The organism is Streptomyces sp. NPDC050610 (assembly GCF_040654875.1).
Lineage (GTDB): Bacteria > Actinomycetota > Actinomycetes > Streptomycetales > Streptomycetaceae > Streptomyces.
Genome location: NZ_JBFAIV010000056.1, coordinates 1 through 22,997 on the forward strand (window position 1 = coordinate 1; position 22,997 = coordinate 22,997).

Sequence of the window (22,997 nt, forward strand, 5' to 3'; positions counted from 1 at the left end):
GCCGCAGGCGATGGCCCGCCGCAGGCGATGGCCCGCCGCAGGCGATGGCCCGCCGCAGGCGATGGCCCGCCGCAGGCGATGGCCCGCCGCAGGCGATGGCCCGCCGCAGGCGGGCGGCGACCGGGCCCGCAGGGCCCGCCTCCGAGCTCAGCGCAGCGTCATGGCCTGGCCGGCGATCACCAGGAGTACGTGTTCGCACTCCGCCGCGATCGCCGCGTTCAGGCGGCCGAGTTCGTCGCGGAAGCGGCGGCCCGCCGGGGTGGCCGGGACGACGCCGGAGCCCACTTCGTTGCTCACGGCGACGACCGTGCGCCGGGTCGCGCGTACGGCCGCCACCAGTTCGTCCACGCGCTCGCGCAGCGCCTTGGCGCCGCCGTCGGCCCAGGTCGTCTCGGTCCAGGCGCCGACGGAGTCCATGGCGTCGGTGAGCCACAGTGCCAGGCAGTCGATGAGCAGGGGCGGGCCTTCGGCCGTGAGCAGCGGGGGCAGGTCGCAGGTCTCGGCCGTGCGCCAGGAGGCCGGGCGGCGTTCGCGGTGGGACGACACGCGTTCGGCCCACTCCTGGTCGCCGTCGCGGGTGCCGCCGGTGGCGACGTACAGGACGTCGGGGAACGCCTCCAGCCGCCGCTCCGCCTCGACGGACTTGCCGGACCGCGCGCCGCCCAGCACCAGCGTGCGCCGGGGCAGGTCCGGCACCTCGTGGTACTCGCCGACCAGCAGCGTCGTGCCGTCGGGCACGGCCCGCGCGCCCGCCGCGGCCAGCCGCCGGCGCAGCTCGCCGCCGGGCGGCACCTCGTGGTCGAGGTGGACGGCGAGGACGTCGGTGGTGGCGGCGACCGCGCCCACCGCCCGCAGCCGGGCCAGTGCGTCGGGCCGGCCCACCACGTCCAGCAGCACCATGTCGTACGGGTCCCGGAAGCCGTCCGGCGCCAAGCCGGCCGCGGCGGCGCCCGGCGGCAGGTACAGCAGCCGCTCGCCCTCCGGCCCGGTCACCTCGTACCCGGTGCCCGGCGCGTCCAGGGCCACCGCCCGTACCCGGTGGCCGCTGATCACCGCCAGCTCCCGGCCGTCCGCCACCCGGCCGGGGGCCGGCAGTCCGGCCGGGAACTCCACGGCCGGGCCGTCGTGCGGGTGTGAGAGCAGCACCTGCCGCACCCCGGCGATCGAGTGCCCGGCGCGCGCCGCCGCGAAGGCCGGGCCGGGGGTCAGGTCCAGCAGCAGCGCGCCGTCGACGAGCAGCGCCGTCGCGGCCCGCGCCGCGTCGCCGACCGCCGTGGCGCAGGCCGCGCACGGGCATCCGGGGCGGGGCAGTCCGTCGGGGGCTCCGGTGCCGAGGAGAGTGAGTTCCACCCCCCGATCGTCTCGCGTCGCGGGCCCTCGGTCGCGCGGGGCTCGCCCTTTGCGGGGCTTTACGGGCCCTGTTCACCGACCGTTAGGCTGCGCTGCACAGTACGTGCGCAGCAGGTATTCGGGACTCAGGAGGCGGACATGGCCTGGATTTGGCGGTTCGAGAAGGCCGACGGGACGGAGACCGCTCCGGCGGTGGAGCCGGAGGAGTTCACCACGCAGGGGGACGCGGAGTCCTGGATCGGCGAGGTGTGGAAGGACCTGCTGGAGGGCGGTGCCGACCGGGTGACGCTGTTCGAGGACGGCACGGAGACCTACGGGATGAGCCTGAACGCCGACGCGGGCTGACGTTCCCACCGTGTCTGGAGCGCTACGGGCGCCCGTACCGTGCGAACGAGCGCGGCGGGCGCCCCGTAGAAGCGGAAACGGGGCCCGTAAAAGCGAAAAGTGACCAGCGGCAAGCGCCGCGTCAGCCCCGCACGCCGCACAGGTGCAGCAGTGCCGCGACCGACCGGTACGGGTCGGTGCGCCCGGCCTTCTCCTCGGCCGCGATCAGCCGGTCCAGCTCTTCGCCCGCGGGCGGCGCCTGGTCGTCGGCGGCCTGGTCGGTGAAGACCCGCACGCCGTACCAGGTGTGCAGCGGAGCGCCGATGCCGGTCAGCGTGGCCGTCAGGGTCTCCAGCCGGTCGGCGCGGACCCGCAGCCCGAGCCGGTTGGTGTAGTCGGGGGAGTCGAAGGCGGCGAGGGCCGCGTCGAAGTCCCCGGCCAGGCCGGGGCGCATCGCGAGCGCGTCGGCGTTCCGTACGACCAGGGAGAGCAGCCCGCCGGGCGCGAGCACCCGGGCCAGCCCGGCGAGCATCGGGTCGGGTTCGTTCACGTACATCAGCACGCCGTGGCACAGGACGATGTCGAAGGCGCCGGGCAGGAAGTGCGCGCCCGTGTCCCGGCCGTCGCCCTCGATGATCCGAACCCGTTCGCGGATGCCCTCGGGCTCGGCGTCGAGCGCCTCGCGGACCGTCGCGGCCATCTCGGGGTCGGACTCCAGGCCGGTCACGTTGTGCCCGGCGCGGGCCAGCCGCAGCGCCTGGGTGCCCTGGCCGAGGCCGACGTCGAGCACGCGGAGGCGCTGCCCCACGGGGTAGCGGGCGGCTATCTGCTCGTCGAGCTGGCGGGCGATCAGCTCCTGGCGGACGGTGTTCCGCAGTCCGCCGAGCCCGCTCAGCCAGCCCGCCACGCCGCCGGAGAATCCGGCAGAGGCCCGGCTCAGGGCTTCTCCCCGCGCTTGACCTTCGGCTTCGGCAGCCGCAGCCGGCGCATCTGGAGCGTGCGCATCAGGGCGTACGGCACGGCGCCGCGCAGGTTCTCGTTCGGGAAGCGGGCGCGCAGGCCGCGCTTGAGGCCGACCGAGGTGATCACGGAGTTGACCACGATCAGCAGGATCACGATCATCCACAGCAGCAGCACGTACGTCTGGAACGCGCCGCGGTTGATCATGCTGAGCACCAGGATGACGACCGCGAGCGGCAGGAAGTACTCCGCCACGGTGAACCGCGAGTCCACGTAGTCGCGGGCGAAACGGCGGACCGGGCCCTTGTCGCGGGCCGGCAGGTACCGCTCGTCGCCGTTGGCGAGGGCCTCGCGCTGCTTGGCGAGGTCCGTACGCCGTGCGACCTTCTGACGCTTCATGGCGTCCTTGCGGTTGGCCGGCGTACTGGCCAGGCTGCGGCGCTGCGAGCTGGCCTCGCTGCGCTTCGGGGTCGGGCGGCCCTTGGGCGCCTGCGGGTCACGGGGCTGCTGGGGCTGGCCCGCGGTCACCTTGGCGGCGGCGGCCTGCTCATCCTTCGAATGGCTTCGGAACACAAAACCCAAGGGTACGTGGTGCGGATGCGTAGACCCCGGCCCCGAGGGGAACGATCCGGCAACGGGCGTCCGTGCTCCCGGCGCCGGGCCGCGCGCTCAAACCGGACGCAACGGCACCTTTGCCGTCGTTCTCCCCGCGCTGACCTTCGCGTTCCGGTCATTTCGCACCCTCCCTGATGCCCGCCTACTCCTTGGGCCGGAGAGCGGCGACCTTGTGATCGTCCTGTAGGAGGAGCGCATCGGGGGCTGAACAGTGCGGTAATGGATGCAGGGCCCGTACTGTGGGTTCTTGTAGATGCTGGAGTCCGTAAGTCCGTCAGAAGGGGGCGCGCGAGGCCCATGAGCGGTGTCATGAAGCGTATGGGGATGATTTTCCGCGCCAAGGCCAACAAGGCCCTGGACCGGGCCGAGGATCCGCGCGAGACCCTCGATTACTCCTACCAGAAGCAGCTGGAGCTGTTGCAGAAGGTGCGCCGCGGCGTCGCCGACGTGGCCACCTCCCGCAAGCGCCTGGAGTTGCAGCTCAACCAGTTGCAGGGTCAGTCCTCCAAGCTGGAGGACCAGGGCCGCAAGGCCCTCGCGCTGGGTCGCGAGGACCTGGCGCGCGAGGCGCTGTCGCGCCGCGCCGCATTGCAGCAGCAGGTCACCGACCTGGAGACGCAGCACACCACGCTGCAGGGCGAGGAGGAGAAGCTCACCCTCGCCGCCCAGCGGCTCCAGGCCAAGGTCGACGCCTTCCGCACGAAGAAGGAGACCATCAAGGCCACGTACACCGCGGCCCAGGCCCAGACCCGCATCGGGGAGGCGTTCTCCGGCATCTCCGAGGAGATGGGCGACGTCGGTATGGCCATCCAGCGGGCCGAGGACAAGACCCAGCAGATGCAGGCCCGCGCCGGCGCCATCGACGAGCTGCTCGCCTCCGGCGCGCTCGACGACCCGACCGGCACCGCCAAGGACGACATCACCGCGGAGCTGGACCGCCTCTCCGGCGGCACCGACGTGGAGCTGGAGCTCCAGCGGATGAAGGCCGAGCTGGCCGGCGGCAGCGGTGCGGGCAAGCAGGCTATCGAGGGAGGGGCGGCCGGCGGCGCCGGGCAGGGCCAGACGGCCCAGCCGCAGGACACGCCCCGCTTCGACAAGCAGTAGCCGGGATAGGTCTCTTCGAGATCCTCTGAGCACTGAACAAGGGAGACCGTCGTGATCGCACGGATCATGGGGGAGGGGCAGGTGAAGCTGGCCGACAGCCACTTCACCGAGTTGAACGCGCTGGACGACGAGCTGCTCGCGGAGATCGAGGGCGGCGACGAGGAAGGCTTCCGGCGCACCCTCGCCGCACTGCTCGACGCGGTGCGGCGGCTGGGCGAGCCGCTTCCCGACGACGCCCTGGAACCGTCCGAGCTGATCCTCCCCGCCCAGGACGCCTCCCTGGACGAGGTCCGCGCCATGCTCAGCGACGACGGGCTCATCCCGGGCTGAGTCCGAGGCACGACACCGCCGCGCGAGAAGACTCCAGCACCGCCCGCGCCCCCGCCCTCACCGAGGGACGGGGGCGCGAGTGGTGCGGGCCCGAGCGCGGCACCCCGAGCTTTTGACACCCCGGACTTTTGGCACCCCGTACTTTTGAACTCGTGACCCCCCTCACCACGGCCCCGGGCCTCTGCCGGGCCCGCCAGTGGCTGAGCGCGCACCCGCTGGCCGCCGACGCCCTGCTGGCCGCCCTCGTCCTCGCCACCGCCCTGCTCGGCACGGCCGCCGGCCCGCACGCCCGGCGCTTCCCGCTGGGCGTCGTCTTCGTGCTGTTCACCACCCTCGCCTGCGGCGCGCTGGTGCTGCGCCGCCGGGCCCCGCGCACCGTCCTCGCCGCGACCGTCCTCCTGACGGTGATCGAAGTCGTCGCCACCCGGCACGACGAGCCGTACGGACAGGTGACCGTCGCCGTCGTCATCGCGCTCTACACCGTGGCCTCCGGCATGGGCCGCACCGTCGCCTGGCGGATCGCGGCCCTCGCCGTGGGCGTCCTCACCGCCACCGTCATGGCCTTCGGCACCCGCCCCTGGTACGCCCAGGAGAACTTCGGCGTCTTCGCCTGGACCGCGCTGGCCGCCGCCGCGGGCGACGCCGTGCGCAGCCGTCGCGCCTTCGTCGCCGAGATCCAGGAGCGGGCCGTACGGGCCGAGCGGACCCGCGACGAGGAGGCCCGCCGCCGGGTCGCCGAGGAGCGGCTGCGCATCGCCCGCGAACTCCACGACGTCGTCGCCCACCACATCGCGCTCGTCAACGTCCAGGCCGGGGTGGCCTCGCACGTCATGGACAGCCGCCCCGACCAGGCCAAGCAGGCCCTCGCGCATGTCCGCGAGGCCAGCCGCTCCGCGCTCGACGAACTGCGCGCCACCGTCGGCCTGCTGCGCCAGCACGGCGACCCGGCGGCCCCCACCGAACCGGCCCCCGGCCTCGGCGTCCTGGACCAGCTCGTCGACGGCTTCGCCCGGGTGGGGCTGCGCGTCCTGGTCGCGGCGGCCGCCACCGAGCCCGCCGCCCCCGGCCGGCCCCGGACGGGCGACACGGCGGCCGCGGCCGCCGCCGTCGTCGGACCGCTGCCCGTGGCCGTCGACCTGACCGCCTACCGCGTCCTGCAAGAGGCGCTCACCAACGTGCACAAGCACGCGGGCCCGTCGGCCACCGCCGAGGTCGGCATCCTGCGGGGCCGCGCGTCCCTGCTCCTGACCGTCCGCGACAATGGCGACGGACCGCCGCCGGACCGTACGGACGGTACGGGCACGGGTACGGACACCGGCGCCGGCCCGGGCGGACACGGTCTGATCGGGATGCGCGAGCGGGCGGTCGCACTCGGCGGCACCTGCGAGGCGGGACCCGGCCCGGACGGCGGCCCCGGCTTCGCGGTGCGCGTCGAACTGCCGCTGCAAGCGCGTACGGGAGGGGACGCATGACGATCAAGGTGCTGCTCGCGGACGACCAGGCGCTGCTGCGCAGCGCGTTCCGGGTGCTGGTGGACTCCGAACCGGACATGGAGGTGGTCGGCGAGGCCTCGGACGGCGCGGCGGCCGTCGAACTGGCCCGCGCCAAGAGCCCCGACGTCGTCCTCATGGACATCCGGATGCCCGGCACGGACGGCTTCGCCGCCACCCGCGTGATCTGCTCCGACCCTGAACTGGAGCACGTACGCGTGGTCATGCTGACCACCTTCGAGATCGACGAGTACGTCGTGCAGTCGCTGCGCGCCGGGGCCTCCGGCTTCCTCGGCAAGGGCGCCGAGCCCGAGGAGCTGCTGGCCGCGATCCGGATCGCGGCGGCGGGCGAGGCGCTGCTGTCACCGGTGGCGACCAAAGGGCTGATCGCCACGTTCCTCGCCCAGAGCGACGGCGCGGACGCGGCCACCGCCGGCTACCAGGCGGAACGGCTGGCCGCGCTCACCGGGCGCGAGCGCGAGGTGCTGGTGCAGGTCGCGGGCGGCCACTCCAACGACGAGATCGGCGAGCGGCTGGAGGTCAGCCCGCTGACCGTCAAGACCCATGTGAACCGCGCGATGGCCAAACTCGGCGCCCGGGACCGGGCCCAATTGGTGGTCATCGCCTACGAAACCGGACTTGTACGCCCAAGGGTGGAGTGACCCCTAGGGGCGCGTACTGCGGCTGCGGTACACGCCCGGGACGAGAATCGACCTGCGAGCGAGGTATTCGCACCGGGGCACGGGCGATCGTAGAGGTGGGCCGCTGCCGCGCCCCCGCCGATCCGCTCAGCAAACAGAAGAGAGAGCGTTAACCCATGTCCTGGCTGTCCAGAATCAGCCTCGTACAGCGGGGACTGATAGCTCTGATGGCGATAGTCGCCGTCGTGTTCGGGGCCATCGCCATCCCGCAGTTGAAGCAGCAGTTGCTGCCGTCCATCGATCTGCCCATGGTGTCGGTGATCGCGCCGTATCAGGGCGCGTCCCCGGATGTGGTCGAGAAGCAGGTCGTCGAGCCGCTGGAGAACAGCATCAAGGCGGTCGACGGCATCACCGGCGTCACCTCCACCGCCAGCGAGGGCTCGGCCGTCATCATGGCCAAGTTCGACTACGGCAACGGCTCCGACAAGCTCGTCGCCAACGTCCAGCAGGCCGTGAACCGGTCCTCCTCGCAGCTCCCCAAGGACGTCGACCCGCAGGTCGTCGCGGGCTCCACCGACGACATCCCGACCGTCGTGCTCGCGGTCTCCTCGACCCAGGACCAGCAGGCGCTGGCCGACAAGCTGGACCGTAGCGTCGTACCGACGCTCAAGAACATCGACGGCGTCGGCCAGGTCAACGTGGACGGCGTGCGGGAGCGGGTCGTCGCGGTCACCCCCGACGACGCGAAGCTCGCCGCGGCCGGGCTGTCCGCCGCCTCGCTCGGACAGGCGCTGGAGGCGAACGGCGCGTCCGTGCCGGCCGGCGCGTTCTCCGAGGGCGGCAAGAGCCGGACCGTCCAGGTGGGCGGCGGCTTCACCTCGCTCAAGCAGATCGAGGACCTGCGGGTGAACCCGGCGGCCGCGCCCGGCGGCGACGCCAAGGGCGGCAAGCCGGTCCGGATCGGCGACATCGCCACCGTCCAGCAGCAGTCGGCGGCCCCCACCTCCATCACGCGCACCGACGGCAAGCCCAGCCTCGGCATCACCATCACCATGGACCACGACGGCAGCGCCGTCGCGATCTCCGACGCCGTCAAGGACAAGCTGCCGCAGCTCCGCGCGGACCTCGGCGCCGACGCGAAGCTGACGGTCGTCAGCGACCAGGGCCCGGCGGTCTCCAAGTCCATCGACGGCCTGACGACGGAGGGCCTGCTCGGCCTCCTCTTCGCCGTCGTGGTGATCCTGGTCTTCCTCGCCTCGCTGCGCTCGACGCTGGTCACGGCGATCTCCATCCCGCTGTCCGTGCTGCTCACGCTGATCGTGCTGTGGACCCGGGACCTGTCGCTCAACATGCTCACGCTGGGTGCCCTCACCATCGCCATCGGCCGCGTCGTCGACGACTCGATCGTGGTCCTGGAGAACATCAAGCGCCATCTGTCCTACGGCGAGGAGCGCCAGCAGGCCATCCTGACGGCGGTCCGCGAGGTCTCCGGCGCCGTCACCGCCTCCACCCTCACCACGGTCGCGGTCTTCCTGCCGATCGGCCTGGTCGGCGGCATGGTGGGCGCCCTCTTCGGCTCGTTCTCGCTGACCGTCTCGGTGGCGCTGCTGGCCTCGCTGCTGGTGTCGCTGACCGTCGTGCCGGTCCTCTCGTACTGGTTCCTGCGCGCCCCGAAGAACAGTGAGGGCGCCGACCCGGAGGAGCTGCGGCGCGAGGCCGAGGAGAAGGAGACCCGCGGCCGGCTCCAGCGGCTGTACGTGCCGGTGCTCGGCTTCGCGACCCGGCGCCGCGTCACCAGCCTGGTGATCGCCGTCCTGGTGCTCGTCGCCACGTTCGGCATGGCCCCGCTGCTGAAGACCAACTTCATCGACGGCGGCGAGCAGGACAGCCTCTCCGTCAAGCAGGAACTCGCCCCCGGCACCAGCCTGGAGGCGGCCGACGCCGCGTCCAAGAAGGTCGAGAAGCTGCTCGACGGCGTCGCCGGCGTCAAGGACTACCAGGTCACCGTCGGCTCGTCCGGCATCATGGCGGCCTTCGGCGGCGGTACGGGCGCCAACCAGGCCTCGTACGAGGTCAAGCTGAAGGACTCCGGCAAGGCGGACGCCGTCACCGACACCATCCGCGCCGGCCTCAAGAAGCTCGACGGCATCGGCCGCACCACCGTCTCGGCGGGCGGCGGCTTCGGCGACCAGGACCTGAGCGTCGTGGTCAAGGCCGCCGACGCGAAGACCCTCAAGTCGGCCTCGGAGAGCGTGCGTTCGGCGGTCGCCGGCCTCGACCACGTCACCGACGTCCGCAGCGACCTCTCGCAGAGCGTGCCCCGCGTCTCCGTCAAGGGCAACGACAAGGCCGCCGAGGCGGGCTTCACCGAGACGAGCCTGGGGCAGACCGTGGCACAGGCGGTGCGCGGCACCACCAGCGGCAAGGCGGTCCTCGACGACACCGAGCGCGACGTCGTGGTGAAGTCGGCCCACCCGGCGACCACCCTGGACCAGTTGAAGAACCTCTCGATCGGCTCCCCGGCAGGCAAGGTGCGGCTCGGCGACATCGCCGAGGTCAAGACCGTGCCCGGCCCGGTCCAGATGACCCGCATCGACGGCGCGCGGGCGGCGACGATCACCGCCAAGCCGACCGGCGACAACACCGGCGCGGTCACCGCCGCCCTCCAGAGCAAGATCGACAAGCTGAAGAAGACGCTGCCCAAGGGCGCGACCGTCGACATCGGCGGCGTCTCCTCGGACCAGAACGACGCCTTCGCCAAGCTGGGCCTGGCCATGCTCGCGGCCATCGCGATCGTCTTCATGGTGCTGGTCGCGACGTTCCGCTCGCTCATCCAGCCGCTGATCCTGCTGGTCTCCATCCCGTTCGCGGCGACCGGCGCGATCGGCCTGCTGGTGGTCACCGGCACCCCCATGGGCGTCCCGGCGATGATCGGCATGCTGATGCTCATCGGCATCGTGGTCACCAACGCGATCGTGCTGATCGACCTGATCAACCAGTACCGCAGGCAGGGACTCCCGGTGGTCGAGGCGGTCGTCGAGGGCGGCCGGCACCGGCTGCGCCCGATCCTGATGACCGCCCTGGCGACGATCTTCGCGCTGCTGCCGATGGCGCTGGGCGTCACCGGGCAGGGCGGCTTCATCTCCCAGCCGCTGGCCGTGGTCGTCATCGGCGGCCTCGTCACCTCGACGCTGCTCACGCTGCTGCTCGTACCGACGCTGTACACGATGGTCGAGCTGCGCAAGGAACGGCGGGCCAAGAAGAAGGCCGCCAAGCGCGGCGAGCGCAACGGCGCCCCCGCGCGGAGCGACGACGACCGCGAGCCGGAGCCCGCGGGCGTCTGACCCGGTCTCCCGCACACGGAGCCCCCACGGCCATCGCTTGAGTTCCAGCGGCCGTGGGGGCTCCGTCGTCGTGTCCCGGCGCGCTTCGGGGGTACGCGCGACGGCGCGGGTAGCCTCGTCGCGTACCCGCGCCGAGCAGATTCAGCAGATCGAGCAGGGGGCCGTTTTGGCAGCAGCGACACTGAGTACGGGCCGGGTCGAGGTCGCCGACGCGGCACGGGGCGTCGGCGGGCTCGCGGCGGACGACTGGGCGGAGGCCGTAGCCGTCACCACGAGCGGCACGTCGATGCTCCCGCGGTCGCCGGAGCAGTGGGCGAGATCCGTCTTCGAGGGCGCCCCCGGCGTAGTGCGCTGGTTCCTGGTCACCGGCTGGCGGTCGGCGCTCCGCCTGCGGCTCGGCCCGCGCCCCGCCCCCACGCATGTGCTCGGCTGGCGGATCGTGACGATGGCGACGGACGTGATCGTCCTGGAACTGACGTCGGCGCTCATGACCGCCCGCCTCGTGCTGCGGTCGGAGGGTGTCCGGGTGGTGCTGACCACCTTCGTCCGGTACGAGCACCGGGCGGCCCGCGCGATCTGGTCGTGCGCCGCGCCTACGCACCGCCGGATCGTCCCGTACCTGCTCAGGCGGGCGGCGGCGCGCCCGGCGGAACCGCGCTGACGGGGCCGCGTCGGCGGGGGCGCGTCGGCGGGGGCGCGCCCGTAACTCAGCTGACGGGCCGCGCCCGTAGCTCACTGACGGGGCCGCGCCCATAACTCCGGTTACGGGCGCGGGCTCCGCCCGTACTTCCGCCGGCGGGCCCGGACTTCGCCCGGAGCCAGGCGCCATGACCGGACCGGCCGAGCGGCCCGCGCCCGGCCGTTGTCAGACGATCTTCGGCCCGCCCGGCAGGACCGCGGCGAACGTCCGCTGCTCCGCCCTCTCCTGCTGCATCCGCGACAGCTTCCGTACGAAGAGGATCGCGAGCAGGGCCGCCGCGAGGTCGAGCAGGTCGGCGAACATCACCGTGCCCACGGCCTGCTGGAGCGTGTCCGGCGTGTCGGCCCGGTTGTAGAACGTGGTGGCCATCCGCCCCACCGCCACCGACAGGAGCCACAGCACCCACCACGCCCGTACGGGCGCGCGCGAGACCTCGCGCAGGGCCCCTTCCGGCGTCTGCGGGGCGCTGGCCTGCCAGGTCTCGGCGGCCACGCGGAAGGGCAGCCAGAGGTTGGCGAGGGGGACGAACCAGCCGCCGATGGACCAGCCGCGGCCCAGGGTGCAGATGTCCTGCGTGAAGATCTCGGCGTTCCCCCGCACCCGGTGGAACCAGACGATGAAGACCACGGCGGTGGCGACCGTGCCCCAGCCCTGGAGGCGGCCGGCCAGCTCGTACAGGCGGTCGGCCCGTTTCAACTCGCCTTCCGTGGCGGAGAGCAGACTGTCCAGCACCGAATAGACGCTGAAGTCCGCGTAGATCGCGAAGAGGTCGCAGGCGGCGACCAGGCCGAGCAGCACGGTGACGGCCGTCGCGAGACCGGCGGGCGAGCGGAGAACGGGACCGCCGGCCGGGTACGGAGCGGGGGCGCCGGAAGGCGCGCCGACGGGGTTGTGCGACATGACTGAGATTCCCCCCAAGGGATGAAAAACCCGCCCCTCTGGGGCGGGTTGCAGGAGGAACATACGACAAACTTTATGCAGTATCCAATCATTTGGCTCTTGGCTATGACTCCAGGGCGAATTGGGTGATCCGGTGGTCACGGCCCAGGGCCCGCACGCAGTCGGCCACGAGAACGGGCCGCGCCCGGGCGCTCTCGGCGGCCTCCTCGGGCCGGCCGGTCTCGGCCAGGCTCGTCAGGTGGGACTCCCGGCTCCCCAGCGTGTCCGGGTGGTACGGGCCGAGGACGCGCGCCCGGTCCGCGGCCAGCGCGGCGTAGCACCGCACCTCGCCGTCGTGCTCGCCGAACTCGCAGTACTCGGCGGCCTCTTCGTCCCGGCACGCGAACGTGTCCGGATGATCGGCCCCCAGCGCCTCGGCATGGTCGGCCGCCAACTCGCCCCACAGCCGCAGCAGCCGCCGGGGGCCGTCCGCGCCGGGCGGCTCGTGGTCGGTGCGACGGGTGAGCCTGTACGCGCGGCAGACGCAGTCGACGTGGCGGCGGCGCAGCCGGAGGGTCTCCGGGTGGCCCGGCCCCAGCAGCCGGGTCTGCCGCTCCACCAGCGACGCGAGGACCGCGGGGGCCTCGTGCGCCGCCGTCTCCTCGTACTCGTCCAGCCGCTCCGCCGCCTGAACGGCCAGTACGGCGATGGTCACTTGGTCGTCCGGGCCCAGGACCCGGAGGCAGTCGGCGGCCAGCGGGTCGGCGAGGCCGAGCAGGCGCTCGACGCAGCCGGGGTGCTGGCGCGCGTACACGACGAGGTCGCGCCGGGCGGCCAGGGCGTCGGGGTGATCAGGCCCCGAGGCCCGGCTCGCCTCGGCGGCGAGGGCGCTCAGCCGCTCCACCTCGCGTTGGTCCAGGGCGTCGCGCCGCTCGGTGTCGGCCTCGTGCTCGGCTTCGGACCATCTCAGGGCCTCGGTGTCGAGGGCGGGTTCGGGTCCGGGCGCGGCTGTGGGGTCGGGCATGGCCGTGACCCTGCCAGAGCGGCCGTCGCCGCACCACCGGTTATGCGCCCGGCGCCGTGGAGCCCCGCACCTCGCCATGGGGTGCGGGGCTCCACGGCCCGGCGGGTATGCGCCGGTTCGGCGCGTGCGTACCGGTGCTACGGCAGCTGTTACGGCAGCGCCAGCATGCGTTCCAGGGCCAGCTTCGAGAAGGCCGCGACCTCCGGGTCGACCTCGATGCGGTTGACGACCTTGCCGTCGGCGAGCGACTCCAGGGCCCAGACCAGGTGCGGCAGGTCGATGCGGTTCATCGTCGAGCAGAAGCAGACCGTCTTGTCGAGGAAGACGATCTCTTTGTTCCCGGCGCTGTCGGCCGCGAAGCGGTTGGCGAGCCGCCGCACGAGGTTGAGCTCCGTGCCGATGGCCCACTTCGAACCGGCCGGGGCGGCCTCCAGGGCCTTGATGATGTACTCCGTCGAGCCGACGAGGTCCGCCGCCGCCACGACCTCGTGCCGGCACTCGGGATGCACCAGCACATTGACGCCGGGGATGCGCTCGCGCACGTCGCGTACGGACTCCAGCGAGAACCGGCCGTGCACCGAGCAGTGCCCGCGCCACAGGATCACCTTGGCCGCCCGCAGTTCCTCGGCGGTGAGCCCGCCGCCCGGCTTGTGCGGGTTGTAGAGGACGCAGTCGTCGAGCGACAGGCCCAGGTCGCGTACCGCGGTGTTGCGGCCGAGGTGCTGGTCCGGGAGGAAGAGGATCTTCTCGCCCTGCTCGAAGGCCCACCTCAGCGCGCGCTCAGCGTTGGAGGAGGTGCAGATGGTGCCGCCGTGCTTGCCGGTGAACGCCTTGATGTCGGCGGACGAGTTCATGTACGAGACGGGGACGGTGGTCTCCGCCACGCCCGCGTCCGTGAGGACGTCCCAGCACTCGGCGACCTGCTCGGCCGTGGCCATGTCCGCCATCGAGCAGCCCGCGGCCAGGTCGGGCAGGACGACCTGCTGGCCGTCGCCGGTGAGGATGTCGGCGGACTCGGCCATGAAGTGCACGCCGCAGAAGACGATGTACTCGGCGCCGGGCCGGGCTGCCGCGTCGCGCGCGAGCTTGAAGGAGTCCCCGGTGACGTCCGCGAACTCGATGACCTCGTCGCGCTGGTAGTGGTGGCCGAGGACGAAGACCTTGTCCCCGAGCCGGGCCTTGGCCGCGCGGGCGCGCTCCACCAGGTCCGGGTCGGAGGGTGCCGGCAGATCGCCGGGACATTCCACGCCGCGCTCGCTCCGGGGGTCGGCCTCGCGGCCCAGCAGCAGTAGCGCCAGCGGTGAGGGCTGGACATCCAGGGGTTGGGCGGTGGTCACGACACGCACCCTTTCTCTTCCGCGAAACAGCCTTGTCGTCAATTTGACGTTATCTATCATAACTGCTTCACGTCACTTTGACGATGGGCCTTGTGTCGATGTGACGCACCCCCCTCGGAGGCCCCGCCGCGGGGCGCCGCGAAGGCCGCCCCGACGGCCGTTCCGGAGATCGGGCCCCCGGCGGCCCGTGCCCGTAAGAGGGGTGGTGTGCGAGCATGAATGGAGAGAAACGTGCTGGGCCCGGAATGAATCCGGGGTGCCGGAGGTTGCATCCGACGGCAAGCGGTCCGAACAACCCGGGAGAGAAGCAGATGAGCGTTCAGGACGAGACCACCGTGAGCGACGGCATCATCCTGTCGGACGCCGCCGCGTCGAAGGTCAGGGCCCTGCTGGAGCAGGAAGGCCGCGACGACCTCGCGCTGCGCGTCGCCGTCCAGCCCGGAGGCTGCTCCGGCCTGCGCTATCAGCTCTTCTTCGACGAGCGCTCGCTCGACGGCGACGTCGTGAAGGACTTCGACGGCGTGAAGGTGATCACCGACCGGATGAGCGCCCCGTACCTGGGCGGCGCCTCCATCGACTTTGTCGACACCATCGAGAAGCAGGGCTTCACGATCGACAACCCGAACGCCACGGGCTCCTGCGCCTGCGGCGACTCCTTCAGCTGAGCCGTACCGGCCGGCTGGAACGGCCGGTACGAACGACAGAAGGCGGCGGTCCCACCGGGACCGCCGCCTTCGTCATGCGCACGCCGTCGGGCCGGCGTCACCTCTCACCTCTCACGTTCGCCCCTCACTTCTCCGGCACCGCCTGGCCCGTCATCGCGTCCACGACCTTCCGGCCGTCCAGCGGCTTGTCCAGGCGCACCGTCTGGTCGAACTGCTTCGCCATCATCACGCACACCCGCCCCGGATGCTTCTCCTTCCCCGTGACGCCCACGGTGACCGACCCGGCGGACTGGTCCCGCGCGGTGGCGGTGTAATCACTGCACACCCCGCCCGAGTAGTGCAGCGTGAGCATCGTGCCGTCCTTGCCGTTCACGCTGTACGACGAGATGCGCATCTTCTCGGCCTTGGCGGACCCCGACGGCTGCGAGGGCGCGGGCGAGCTCGGCTCCGGATCCTTGACGAACTTCGGATCGACGGCGGGCTGGTCCACCGTGAAGGTGTTCTCCTCGCCCTGGGTACCCGGCACCTGCGTCGCGAAGAGCCAGGAGGGCACCAGCGCCTGCCGCCCCGCGACGGTCCGCGCCGCCAGGGTGAACGTCGCCCCGCGCACGGCCACCGGATCGGCCTTCGCCTTCGGGGTGCAAGGAAGCGTCGACGCCTCGCCGGCCTTCCCGCCGCCCTTTTCACCATCCTTGCTGAGCGGCGCCGAGGTCGCGCAGCCCCCGGTGCCGACGCGGCCGTTGCCGGCGCCCTTGTTGAGCTGGTCGAGTGCGGCGCTCGCGCTGACCACCGGGTAGGAGTCGGCCTTCTCCGGCTTCGCCAGCTGCCCGCTGCCGCCGGTCAACTGCCCGTCATAGCCGACCTGGAGACTGGTCTGCCAGCCGTAGGTCGGCAGGCCGCCCAGGACCGGGTCGGCCTTCACCACCCGGGTCGCGCCGAAGAGCTGGGCCGCGTCCAGCTTCGCGTCCCGCTGCCCGACCGAGTCCAGCACGGGCTCCGCCGCGCGCTTCGCCGCGGCCTCGGACACGGGTTTGGAGCCGCCGCCCTTCGCCCCTGAACCGTTCGAACCGTCGCGGTACGACGGACAGATGCTCGTGCCGGAACCGGAGTCGCCGGAACCGGAGTCATCGGACCCGGAAGCGCTGGAGCCGGAGCCGCCCGAGCCCGTGACGCCGCCGTTCTGCCCCGCCGCGTCCGGCTTGACGCCCGGCGGGTGCTCGCAGTGCGAGCCGCCCAGCGTGCCGTACCGCGCGTACGACCAACTGCCCGGCCCCTTGCGGCTCACCTGGAGCGAAGGCCCGGACTTGCCCTGCGCGGCGCCCACCTTCCAGGTGCCGCCGTCGAGCCGCGGCGTGCCCGGCACATGCAGGGCCTTCGCCAGCCGGGCCACCTGCTCCCGGCCGATGTCGTCCTGGGAGAGGTAGACCGGCGCCGAACCCGGCCCGTCCGGCAGTTTTCCGGTCGCCCGGTAGCGGGCGTTTCCGTGCGGGTCCGGTTCACCGGGTGCGATGCCCCGCGAACCCGGACTCTGCGAGCCCTGCGCGGCCCCGCGTACGTAGCCGTCGAGGGCCAAGGGGGGTGGTGCGCCGTTCTCGCCGGGCGTGGCCGAGCCACCGCCGTCGCCGGCGGTCGAGGCCCAGTAGGCGCCGCCACCGCCGGCCAGCAGCACCGCGGCCGCCACCGATACGACCACCAGCGGCGACCGGTGCCGCCGAGGTGTGCTGTCGGGGGGATCCTGGGTGCTCACAACATCGCTCCTTCAACTCCGCTCAATGTGTACTGCCCCATCCTCTGTGTGGGGGACGGGAATTGGACGGAGCGGGGGAGCGGACGGTTCCATCCGCCGGACTAGTCGCCGTATTCCGACATCCCGTCCACCAGCCGTGCGGAGGCCGGCGGCACCGTGATGCCGCGGATGCGCGTGAGCGGTACGGGCACGGGCGCGGCCGCCGTCGGGGTCGCCCATTGCGGGGCCATCCGCGCGCAGTCGCCCCGCAGCTCGTCGAGCGATTCCGGTTCGCCGGCGGGGAATGTGACGGGCTTCACAGGATTCGGCATACCCGAACCGTACGCATCACCCGACCCGCGAAGAAAGACCTACTATTGGGTAGTTTTGGCCGGTCGGAAAGGTGAATACGCACCCGGTAGCTTGGACTGGCCGTTTTCCCGTTTCCCTACGCGTTCTTCTCTCCGCCCTTCTTCTCTTTCGCTTACTCCCACCCCTTCGCCCCGCAGGAGCAGACCCGCCGTGCGTATCGCTGTCACCGGCTCCATCGCCACCGACCATCTGATGACCTTTCCCGGCCGCTTCGCCGACCAGCTGGTCGCCGACCAGCTGCATACGGTCTCCCTCTCCTTCCTCGTCGACGACCTCGACGTCCGCCGCGGCGGCGTCGCGCCCAACATCTGCTACGGCATGGGGCTGCTCGGCCTGAGCCCGATCCTGGTCGGCGCGGCCGGCGAGGACTTCGCCGACTACCGCGCCTGGCTCGACCGGCACGGCGTCGACACCGACTCCGTCCACATCTCCGACGTGCTGCACACCGCGCGGTTCGTCTGCACCACGGACACCGACCACAACCAGATCGCGTCCTTCTACACCGGCGCGATGAGCGAGGCCCGGCAGATCGAGCTGCAGCCCGTCGCCGACCGCGTCGGCGGCCTGGACCTCGTCCTGATCAGCGCGGACGACCCCGAAGCGATGCTGCGCCACACGCAGGAGTGCCGCTCGCGCGGCATCCCGTTCGCCGCTGACCCCTCCCAGCAGCTGGCGCGGATGCCCGGCGAGGACATCCGGGTCCTGGTCGAGGGCGCCGCGTACCTCTTCACCAACGAGTACGAGAAGGCCCTCATCGAGTCCAAGACGGGCTGGACGGCGGAGGAGATCCTGGCCAAGGTCGACACCCGCATCACCACCCTGGGGGCCAACGGGGTGCGCATCGAGCGCGTCGGCGAGCCCGCCATCGAGGTCGGCAGCGCCGAGGAGGAGGCGAAGGTCGACCCCACCGGCGTCGGCGACGCCTTCCGCGCGGGCTTCCTCGCGGGCACGGCCTGGGGACTGCCCCTGGAGCGCTCCGCCCAGCTCGGCTGCATGCTCGCCACGCTCGTCATCGAGACGCTCGGCACCCAGGAGTACGAGCTGCGCCGCGGCCACTTCATGGAGCGCTTCACGAAGGCGTACGGCGAGGAGGCCGCCGCCGACGTGCAGGCGCACCTGGCGTAACCCTCCGGCAGCGGGCCCCCTCCCGGCGGGCGGGGGCCCGCGTCCTTATCAGGGGCCGTACTAAGGGGCGTGTCCTACCCCCGGCGGCGCACCGTATAAGCGGTGCCGCGCTCCGCCGGGCGCTCCCCGGCGTAGTCGTGGCCGCGCATCTCGCACCACGCCGGGATGTCCAGGCGCGCCGCCTCGTCGTCCGCCAGCACGGTGACGGCGCCGCCCACCGGGACGTCCCCGATGACCTTGGCCAGCTCGATCACCGGGAGCGGGCAGCGCTTGCCCAGCGCGTCGACGACCAGCTCCGCGTCCACGACCGAATCCGCGCCGGCGACCAGATCCGCGCCGACGGGGCTTTCGGAGGCGGGGCTCCCGGCGACGGAGGTTTCGGAGACAGGGGAGGAGACAGGGGAGGGGACGGCGGCGGAGGCCGGCGGCGCGGACAGGCCGTCGCGGACCGACGCGACCGTCTCCGGGAGCACCGCCAGGAAGCGCTCCACCTCCTCCGCCGTGGTGCCCACCGGCAGCGACACCCGCACATTGCCCTCGGAGAGCACCCCCATCGCCCGCAGCACATGGCTCGGCGTCAGGGTGCTCGACGTGCACGAGGAGCCGGACGACACGGAGAACCCGGCCCGGTCCAGGGCGTGCAGCAATGTCTCCCCGTCGACATAGAGGCAGGAGAACGTCACCAGATGGGGGAGCCTGCGCACCGGGTCGCCGACCACCTCCACGTCCGGCACCAGCCGCGGCACCCGCGCCCGGACGCGGTCCACCAGCTCCCGCAGCCGCGCGCCCTCGGCCTCGGCGGACGCCCGTACGGCCCGTAGCGAGGCCGCCGCCGCCACGATGGCCGGCAGGTTCTCGAAGCCCGGCGCGCGTCCCGACTCCCGCTCGTCCACCGGTCCCTGGGGCGCGAACCGCACCCCCTTCCGTACGGCCAGCAGCCCGACCCCCGAGGGGCCGCCCCACTTGTGCGCGCTCGCGGTCAGCAGCGACCAGCCCGCCGGGGCGGGGGCCCAGCCCAGCGACTGGGCCGCGTCCACGAGCAGCGGCACCCCGCCCGCCCGGCACGCCTCGGCGACCTCGGCCACCGGCTGCTCCGTGCCCACCTCGTGGTTGGCGGACTGGAGCACGGCCAGCGCGGTGTCGCCGCGCAGCGCCGCCGCGAAGGCCGCCGGGTCGGCCCGGCCCGTACGGTCCACCGGGGCTTCGGTCACCGAACCGCCCGCCGACTCGTGGGCCGCGGCCGAATGGAGTACCGAAGAGTGTTCGACCGCGCCCACGATCAGGTGGCGGCCGACACGCCGACGTCCGGCGAGCGCGCCGGCGACGCCGGCGTGCACCGCGCGCGTTCCCGACGGGGTGAAGACCAGCTCGTCGGGGCGGCACCCCACCTCCTCGGCGGCGGCGGCGCGCGCGGCGTCCAGCAGCAGCCGGGCGCGCCTGCCCTCGCGGTGGAGCCGGGCCGGGTCGGCCCACCCCTCGTCCAGCGCGGCGAGCAGCGCCTCGCGGGCGACCGGGTGCAGGGGAGCGGCTGACGCGGCATCGAAGTAAGGCACGTGCCGAACGCTAGCGCCCGGCCCCCGCGGAGGGTGCTCCACGGTCCGGACACCGAGCTGACGGTCTTCCAGATCGCTCGCGGAGCCGGGGATTCCACCCCTTCGGGGAGTACCGCGGCGCGTTGGGCACCCTCCCCGCGCGACCCCAAATAGCGTCCAGTAGGGTTTGGTCCGCATAAACATCCAAACCCCTGCCCGCGCCGGGCCGGCGACCGACCCTTCAGACGGCCGCAGCCGGAACCGCGGGCGAGACTCTCGGGAAGGCGCTACGTGAGTCCCAACGGCTCCGACCGCTCGTCGCGGCGCCCGGTGCGGCGGAAGCTGCTGCAGGCGCTGGCCGCGGGCTTGGTCCTGGCGACCGCCACCGGTTGCACATCCAAGGACTTCCCCCGCCTCGGAATGCCCACCCCCGTCACGGAAGAGGCGCCGCGGATCCTCTCCCTGTGGCAGGGCTCGTGGGCTGCTGCGCTCGCCACGGGCGTACTGGTGTGGGGCCTGATCCTGTGGAGTGTCATCTTCCACCGACGCTCCAGGACCAAGGTCGAGGTTCCCCCGCAGACCCGGTACAACATGCCGATCGAGGCGTTGTACACCGTGGTCCCGATCATCGTCGTCGCGGTGCTCTTCTACTTCACCGCCCGTGACGAGAACAAGCTTTTGACCAACCCCAAGAAGCCGGACCACGTCGTGAACGTGGTGGGCTTCCAGTGGAGCTGGGCCTTCAACTACCTGGAGGACGTCAAGGGCAGCCCCCGGCCCTCGAAGCCGCTCCGCGACAACAAGGAACTGTCCGCCATCCCGGACCGGTACCTGGCGAAGGCGCCCCAGAACGCCGGCGGCGTCTACGAGGTCGGCACGCCGGCCACGAAGGACCCGGACACCGGCAACCCGGGCCCGACCCTGTGGCTGCCGAAGGGCGAGACCGTCCAGTTCGTCCTCACCTCGCGGGATGTCATCCACTCCTTCTGGGTGGTGCCGTTCCTCATGAAGCAGGACGTCTTCCCGGCGCACACCAACAGCTTCACGGTGACGCCGAACAAGGAGGGCACCTTCCTCGGCAAGTGCGCCGAGCTGTGCGGCGTGGACCACTCCCGCATGCTCTTCAACGTCAAGGTCGTCTCGCCCGAGGCGTACAAGGCGCACCTTGAGGAGCTGGCGAAGAACGGTCAGACCGGTTACCAGCCGGCGGGCATCGCGCAGACGGATCACGCGAAGAACGCGGAGACCAAGAACAAGTGAGCATCCTCAACGAACCCCAGGGTGCCGCCGCCGACACGGCTCCGGCAGCACCGCCCGTACGCCAGAAGCAACCCGGCGCCGCCGTGGTCAAGTGGCTCACCACCACCGACCACAAGACGATCGGCACGCTGTATCTGGTCACGTCGTTCGCGTTCTTCTGCATCGGCGGCGTCATGGCGCTGCTCATGCGCGCCGAACTCGCCCGTCCCGGCACGCAGATCATGTCGAACGAGCAGTTCAACCAGGCGTTCACGATGCACGGCACGATCATGCTGCTGATGTTCGCGACGCCGCTGTTCTCCGGATTCGCGAACTGGATCATGCCGCTCCAGATCGGCGCGCCCGACGTGGCGTTCCCGCGGCTGAACATGTTCGCCTACTGGCTCTACCTCTTCGGCTCGCTCATCGCCGTGGGCGGCTTCCTGACCCCGGACGGCGCGGCCGACTTCGGCTGGTTCGCCTACTCCCCGCTGTCGGACGCGATCCGCTCGCCGGGCGTCGGCGCCGACATGTGGATCATGGGTCTGGCCCTCTCCGGCTTCGGCACGATCCTCGGCTCGGTCAACTTCATCACCACGATCATCTGCATGCGCGCGCCCGGCATGACGATGTTCCGGATGCCGATCTTCTGCTGGAACGTCCTGCTGACCGGTGTGCTGGTCCTGCTGGCCTTCCCGGTCCTGGCCGCCGCGCTGCTCGCCCTGGAGGCGGACCGCAAATTCGGCGCGCAGGTCTTCGAAGCCGCCAACGGCGGCGGACTGCTCTGGCAGCACCTCTTCTGGTTCTTCGGCCATCCAGAGGTGTACATCATCGCGCTGCCGTTCTTCGGTATCATTTCCGAGGTCATTCCGGTCTTCTCCCGAAAGCCGATGTTCGGCTACATCGGTCTGATCGCCGCGACGATTTCCATCGCCGGTCTCTCGGTGACCGTCTGGGCGCACCACATGTACGTCACCGGCGGCGTGCTATTGCCATTCTTCTCCTTCATGACCTTCCTGATCGCGGTACCGACCGGTGTGAAGTTCTTCAACTGGATCGGCACCATGTGGAAGGGCTCACTGAGTTTCGAAACACCGATGCTCTGGGCCGTCGGATTCCTGATCACCTTCACCTTCGGTGGTCTGACCGGCGTCATTCTGGCCTCGCCGCCGATGGACTTCCACGTCTCCGACTCGTACTTCGTCGTCGCGCACTTCCACTACGTCATCTTCGGCACCGTGGTCTTCGCGATGTTCTCCGGCTTCCATTTCTGGTGGCCGAAGTTCACCGGCAAGATGCTGGACGAGCGGCTCGGAAAGATCACCTTCTGGACGCTGTTCGTGGGCTTCCACGGCACGTTCCTGGTGCAGCACTGGCTGGGCGTCGAGGGCATGCCGCGCCGCTACGCGGACTACCTCGCGGCGGACGGCTTCACCACGCTGAACACCATCTCGACGATCAGCTCGTTCCTGCTCGGCCTGTCGATGCTGCCGTTCTTCTACAACGTCTGGAAGACCGCCAAGTACGGCAAGAAGGTCGAGGTCGACGACCCGTGGGGCTACGGCCGCTCGCTGGAGTGGGCGACCTCCTGCCCGCCGCCGCGGCACAACTTCCTCACGCTGCCGCGCATCCGCTCCGAATCCCCGGCGTTCGACCTGCACCACCCGGAGATCGCGGCGCTCGACCAGCTTGAGAACGCGCACGGGACGCAGGGCGACAAGGCTCTCGCGGGCGGCAAGGAGGCCGGCAAGTGAAGATCCAAGGACGGATGTTCATCTGGCTCGCCCTCTTCATCCTCGTCATGGCGATCGTCTATGGCGTGTGGTCGAAGGAGGCGGCCGGCACCACGGCGCTCTTCATGGCCTTCGGCCTGAGCATCATGATCGGCTACTATCTGGCCTTCACGGCTCGCCGGGTGGACGCCGGGGCGCAGGACAACAAGAACGCGGACGTCGCCGACGACGCCGGTGAGCTGGGTTTCTTCTCCCCGCACAGCTGGCAGCCGCTGTCCCTGGGCATCGGCGGTGCGCTCGCCTTCATGGGCGTCATCTTCGGCTGGTGGCTGATGTTCTTCTCGGCCCCGATCATCATGGTCGGTCTCTTCGGCTGGGTGTTCGAGTACTACCGCGGCGAGAACGCGAACCAGTAGTCCTCGCCCCGGCGCACAGCACGGAACAGGCCCCCGCACACCCCACGGTGTGCGGGGGCCGACCCATTTGCACTCGCCCCACGGGCCGCGG

General features: G+C 71.6%; 21 protein-coding genes. 12 read left to right on the forward strand and 9 right to left on the reverse strand.

Translation table 11 applies throughout. From position 1 onward, the window contains the following. Window positions 1-147: 147 nt before the first annotated feature. The gene (locus AB0I22_RS37290) at window positions 148-1,350 is read right to left on the reverse strand and encodes a bifunctional adenosylcobinamide kinase/adenosylcobinamide-phosphate guanylyltransferase (protein WP_363135471.1); all 1,203 of its coding nucleotides are present in this window, start codon (window positions 1,348-1,350) and stop codon (window positions 148-150) included. Between the two features lie 138 nt (window positions 1,351-1,488). Between AB0I22_RS37290 and AB0I22_RS37295 the strand changes: the two genes are divergently transcribed. Then, entirely contained in the window at window positions 1,489-1,695 is a 207-nt protein-coding gene (locus AB0I22_RS37295; protein ID WP_363135472.1) for a hypothetical protein, read from the forward strand. Window positions 1,696-1,816: 121 nt separating this feature from the next. Here the strand turns inward: AB0I22_RS37295 and AB0I22_RS37300 are convergent, their stop codons facing one another. Both AB0I22_RS37300 and AB0I22_RS37305 read right to left on the reverse strand, forming a co-directional pair. Continuing rightward, window positions 1,817-2,551: a methyltransferase domain-containing protein gene (locus tag AB0I22_RS37300; protein WP_363135502.1), complete on the reverse strand. Its 735-nt coding sequence runs from the start codon at window positions 2,549-2,551 to the stop codon at window positions 1,817-1,819. Between the two features lie 59 nt (window positions 2,552-2,610). Next, the gene (locus AB0I22_RS37305) at window positions 2,611-3,216 is read right to left on the reverse strand and encodes a DUF3043 domain-containing protein (protein ID WP_363135473.1); all 606 of its coding nucleotides are present in this window, start codon (window positions 3,214-3,216) and stop codon (window positions 2,611-2,613) included. Between the two features lie 342 nt (window positions 3,217-3,558). Here AB0I22_RS37305 and AB0I22_RS37310 point away from each other — a divergent pair, with 342 nt between their 5' ends. From AB0I22_RS37310 to AB0I22_RS37335, 6 genes are all read left to right on the forward strand, one after another. Continuing rightward, a complete protein-coding gene (locus tag AB0I22_RS37310; protein ID WP_363135474.1) occupies window positions 3,559-4,353 on the forward strand; it encodes a PspA/IM30 family protein in 795 nt (264 codons plus the stop codon). A 51-nt stretch (window positions 4,354-4,404) separates the two neighbouring features. Continuing rightward, a complete protein-coding gene (locus AB0I22_RS37315) occupies window positions 4,405-4,683 on the forward strand; it encodes a hypothetical protein (protein ID WP_363135475.1) in 279 nt (92 codons plus the stop codon). 152 nt (window positions 4,684-4,835) lie between these two features. Beyond that, complete coding sequence (locus AB0I22_RS37320; protein WP_363135476.1) at window positions 4,836-6,155, forward strand: histidine kinase; 1,320 nt, start codon at window positions 4,836-4,838, stop codon at window positions 6,153-6,155. After that, the gene (locus AB0I22_RS37325) at window positions 6,152-6,835 is read left to right on the forward strand and encodes a response regulator transcription factor (protein WP_363135477.1); all 684 of its coding nucleotides are present in this window, start codon (window positions 6,152-6,154) and stop codon (window positions 6,833-6,835) included. Before AB0I22_RS37320 ends, AB0I22_RS37325 begins: the two co-directional genes overlap by 4 nt. A gap of 155 nt (window positions 6,836-6,990) precedes the next feature. Beyond that, the gene (locus AB0I22_RS37330) at window positions 6,991-10,158 is read left to right on the forward strand and encodes an efflux RND transporter permease subunit (RefSeq protein WP_363135478.1); all 3,168 of its coding nucleotides are present in this window, start codon (window positions 6,991-6,993) and stop codon (window positions 10,156-10,158) included. 166 nt (window positions 10,159-10,324) lie between these two features. After that, complete coding sequence (locus AB0I22_RS37335; protein ID WP_363135479.1) at window positions 10,325-10,819, forward strand: hypothetical protein; 495 nt, start codon at window positions 10,325-10,327, stop codon at window positions 10,817-10,819. Between the two features lie 204 nt (window positions 10,820-11,023). Here the strand turns inward: AB0I22_RS37335 and AB0I22_RS37340 are convergent, their stop codons facing one another. The 3 genes from AB0I22_RS37340 to nadA all read right to left on the reverse strand — a co-directional run bounded on the left by AB0I22_RS37340 (window position 11,024) and on the right by nadA (window position 14,098). Then, on the reverse strand, window positions 11,024-11,758 hold the full coding sequence (locus AB0I22_RS37340) for a DUF4328 domain-containing protein (RefSeq protein ID WP_363135480.1): 735 nt from the start codon (window positions 11,756-11,758) through the stop codon (window positions 11,024-11,026). Between the two features lie 103 nt (window positions 11,759-11,861). Further along, window positions 11,862-12,761, reverse strand: coding sequence for a hypothetical protein (locus AB0I22_RS37345; protein ID WP_363135481.1), 900 nt, complete (start codon window positions 12,759-12,761; stop codon window positions 11,862-11,864). 149 nt (window positions 12,762-12,910) lie between these two features. Beyond that, on the reverse strand, window positions 12,911-14,098 hold the full coding sequence (nadA, locus tag AB0I22_RS37350) for a quinolinate synthase NadA (RefSeq protein WP_363135482.1): 1,188 nt from the start codon (window positions 14,096-14,098) through the stop codon (window positions 12,911-12,913). A gap of 311 nt (window positions 14,099-14,409) precedes the next feature. Here nadA and AB0I22_RS37355 point away from each other — a divergent pair, with 311 nt between their 5' ends. Beyond that, window positions 14,410-14,763 carry an iron-sulfur cluster assembly accessory protein gene (locus AB0I22_RS37355; RefSeq protein ID WP_363135483.1) on the forward strand — a complete coding sequence of 118 codons (354 nt, stop codon included), beginning with the start codon at window positions 14,410-14,412 and terminating at the stop codon, window positions 14,761-14,763. A gap of 124 nt (window positions 14,764-14,887) precedes the next feature. Here AB0I22_RS37355 and AB0I22_RS37360 read toward each other — a convergent pair whose 3' ends face one another. Next, window positions 14,888-16,510 (reverse strand): hypothetical protein, encoded by a 1,623-nt coding sequence (locus AB0I22_RS37360; protein WP_363135485.1) that lies wholly within the window; start codon window positions 16,508-16,510, stop codon window positions 14,888-14,890. 101 nt (window positions 16,511-16,611) lie between these two features. Then, window positions 16,612-16,821, reverse strand: a complete 210-nt coding sequence (locus AB0I22_RS37365) for a hypothetical protein (protein WP_363135486.1) — start codon at window positions 16,819-16,821, stop codon at window positions 16,612-16,614. A gap of 190 nt (window positions 16,822-17,011) precedes the next feature. Here AB0I22_RS37365 and AB0I22_RS37370 point away from each other — a divergent pair, with 190 nt between their 5' ends. After that, on the forward strand, window positions 17,012-17,986 hold the full coding sequence (locus AB0I22_RS37370; protein WP_363135487.1) for a carbohydrate kinase family protein: 975 nt from the start codon (window positions 17,012-17,014) through the stop codon (window positions 17,984-17,986). 74 nt (window positions 17,987-18,060) lie between these two features. Here the strand turns inward: AB0I22_RS37370 and AB0I22_RS37375 are convergent, their stop codons facing one another. Beyond that, entirely contained in the window at window positions 18,061-19,539 is a 1,479-nt protein-coding gene (locus tag AB0I22_RS37375; protein ID WP_363135488.1) for an aminotransferase class V-fold PLP-dependent enzyme, read from the reverse strand. A gap of 270 nt (window positions 19,540-19,809) precedes the next feature. On the opposite strand from AB0I22_RS37375, the gene coxB reads away from it, so the two are divergent. Genes coxB through AB0I22_RS37390 form a run of 3 tightly spaced genes read left to right on the forward strand, consistent with a single transcriptional unit; the run spans window position 19,810 to window position 22,906 of the window. Continuing rightward, window positions 19,810-20,778, forward strand: a complete 969-nt coding sequence (coxB, locus tag AB0I22_RS37380; protein ID WP_363135489.1) for a cytochrome c oxidase subunit II — start codon at window positions 19,810-19,812, stop codon at window positions 20,776-20,778. Then, on the forward strand, window positions 20,775-22,511 hold the full coding sequence (gene ctaD, locus AB0I22_RS37385) for a cytochrome c oxidase subunit I (protein ID WP_363135490.1): 1,737 nt from the start codon (window positions 20,775-20,777) through the stop codon (window positions 22,509-22,511). The genes coxB and ctaD overlap by 4 nt, the downstream gene beginning before the upstream one ends. Then, window positions 22,508-22,906 carry a cytochrome c oxidase subunit 4 gene (locus tag AB0I22_RS37390; protein ID WP_363135491.1) on the forward strand — a complete coding sequence of 133 codons (399 nt, stop codon included), beginning with the start codon at window positions 22,508-22,510 and terminating at the stop codon, window positions 22,904-22,906. Before ctaD ends, AB0I22_RS37390 begins: the two co-directional genes overlap by 4 nt. Window positions 22,907-22,997 lie beyond the last annotated feature (91 nt).

What these genes read in the sequence shown, in the direction of transcription:
- AB0I22_RS37345 (WP_363135481.1), bottom strand. Translation starts at nt 12,761, where the DNA reads ATGCCCGACCCCACAGCCGCGCCCGGACCCGAACCCGCCCTCGACACC.
- AB0I22_RS37295 (WP_363135472.1), top strand. Translation starts at nt 1,489, where the DNA reads ATGGCCTGGATTTGGCGGTTCGAGAAGGCCGACGGGACGGAGACCGCT.
- AB0I22_RS37355 (WP_363135483.1), top strand. Translation starts at nt 14,410, where the DNA reads ATGAGCGTTCAGGACGAGACCACCGTGAGCGACGGCATCATCCTGTCG.
- AB0I22_RS37365 (WP_363135486.1), bottom strand. Translation starts at nt 16,821, where the DNA reads ATGCCGAATCCTGTGAAGCCCGTCACATTCCCCGCCGGCGAACCGGAA.
- AB0I22_RS37340 (WP_363135480.1), bottom strand. Translation starts at nt 11,758, where the DNA reads ATGTCGCACAACCCCGTCGGCGCGCCTTCCGGCGCCCCCGCTCCGTAC.
- AB0I22_RS37330 (WP_363135478.1), top strand. Translation starts at nt 6,991, where the DNA reads ATGTCCTGGCTGTCCAGAATCAGCCTCGTACAGCGGGGACTGATAGCT.
- AB0I22_RS37325 (WP_363135477.1), top strand. Translation starts at nt 6,152, where the DNA reads ATGACGATCAAGGTGCTGCTCGCGGACGACCAGGCGCTGCTGCGCAGC.
- AB0I22_RS37310 (WP_363135474.1), top strand. Translation starts at nt 3,559, where the DNA reads ATGAAGCGTATGGGGATGATTTTCCGCGCCAAGGCCAACAAGGCCCTG.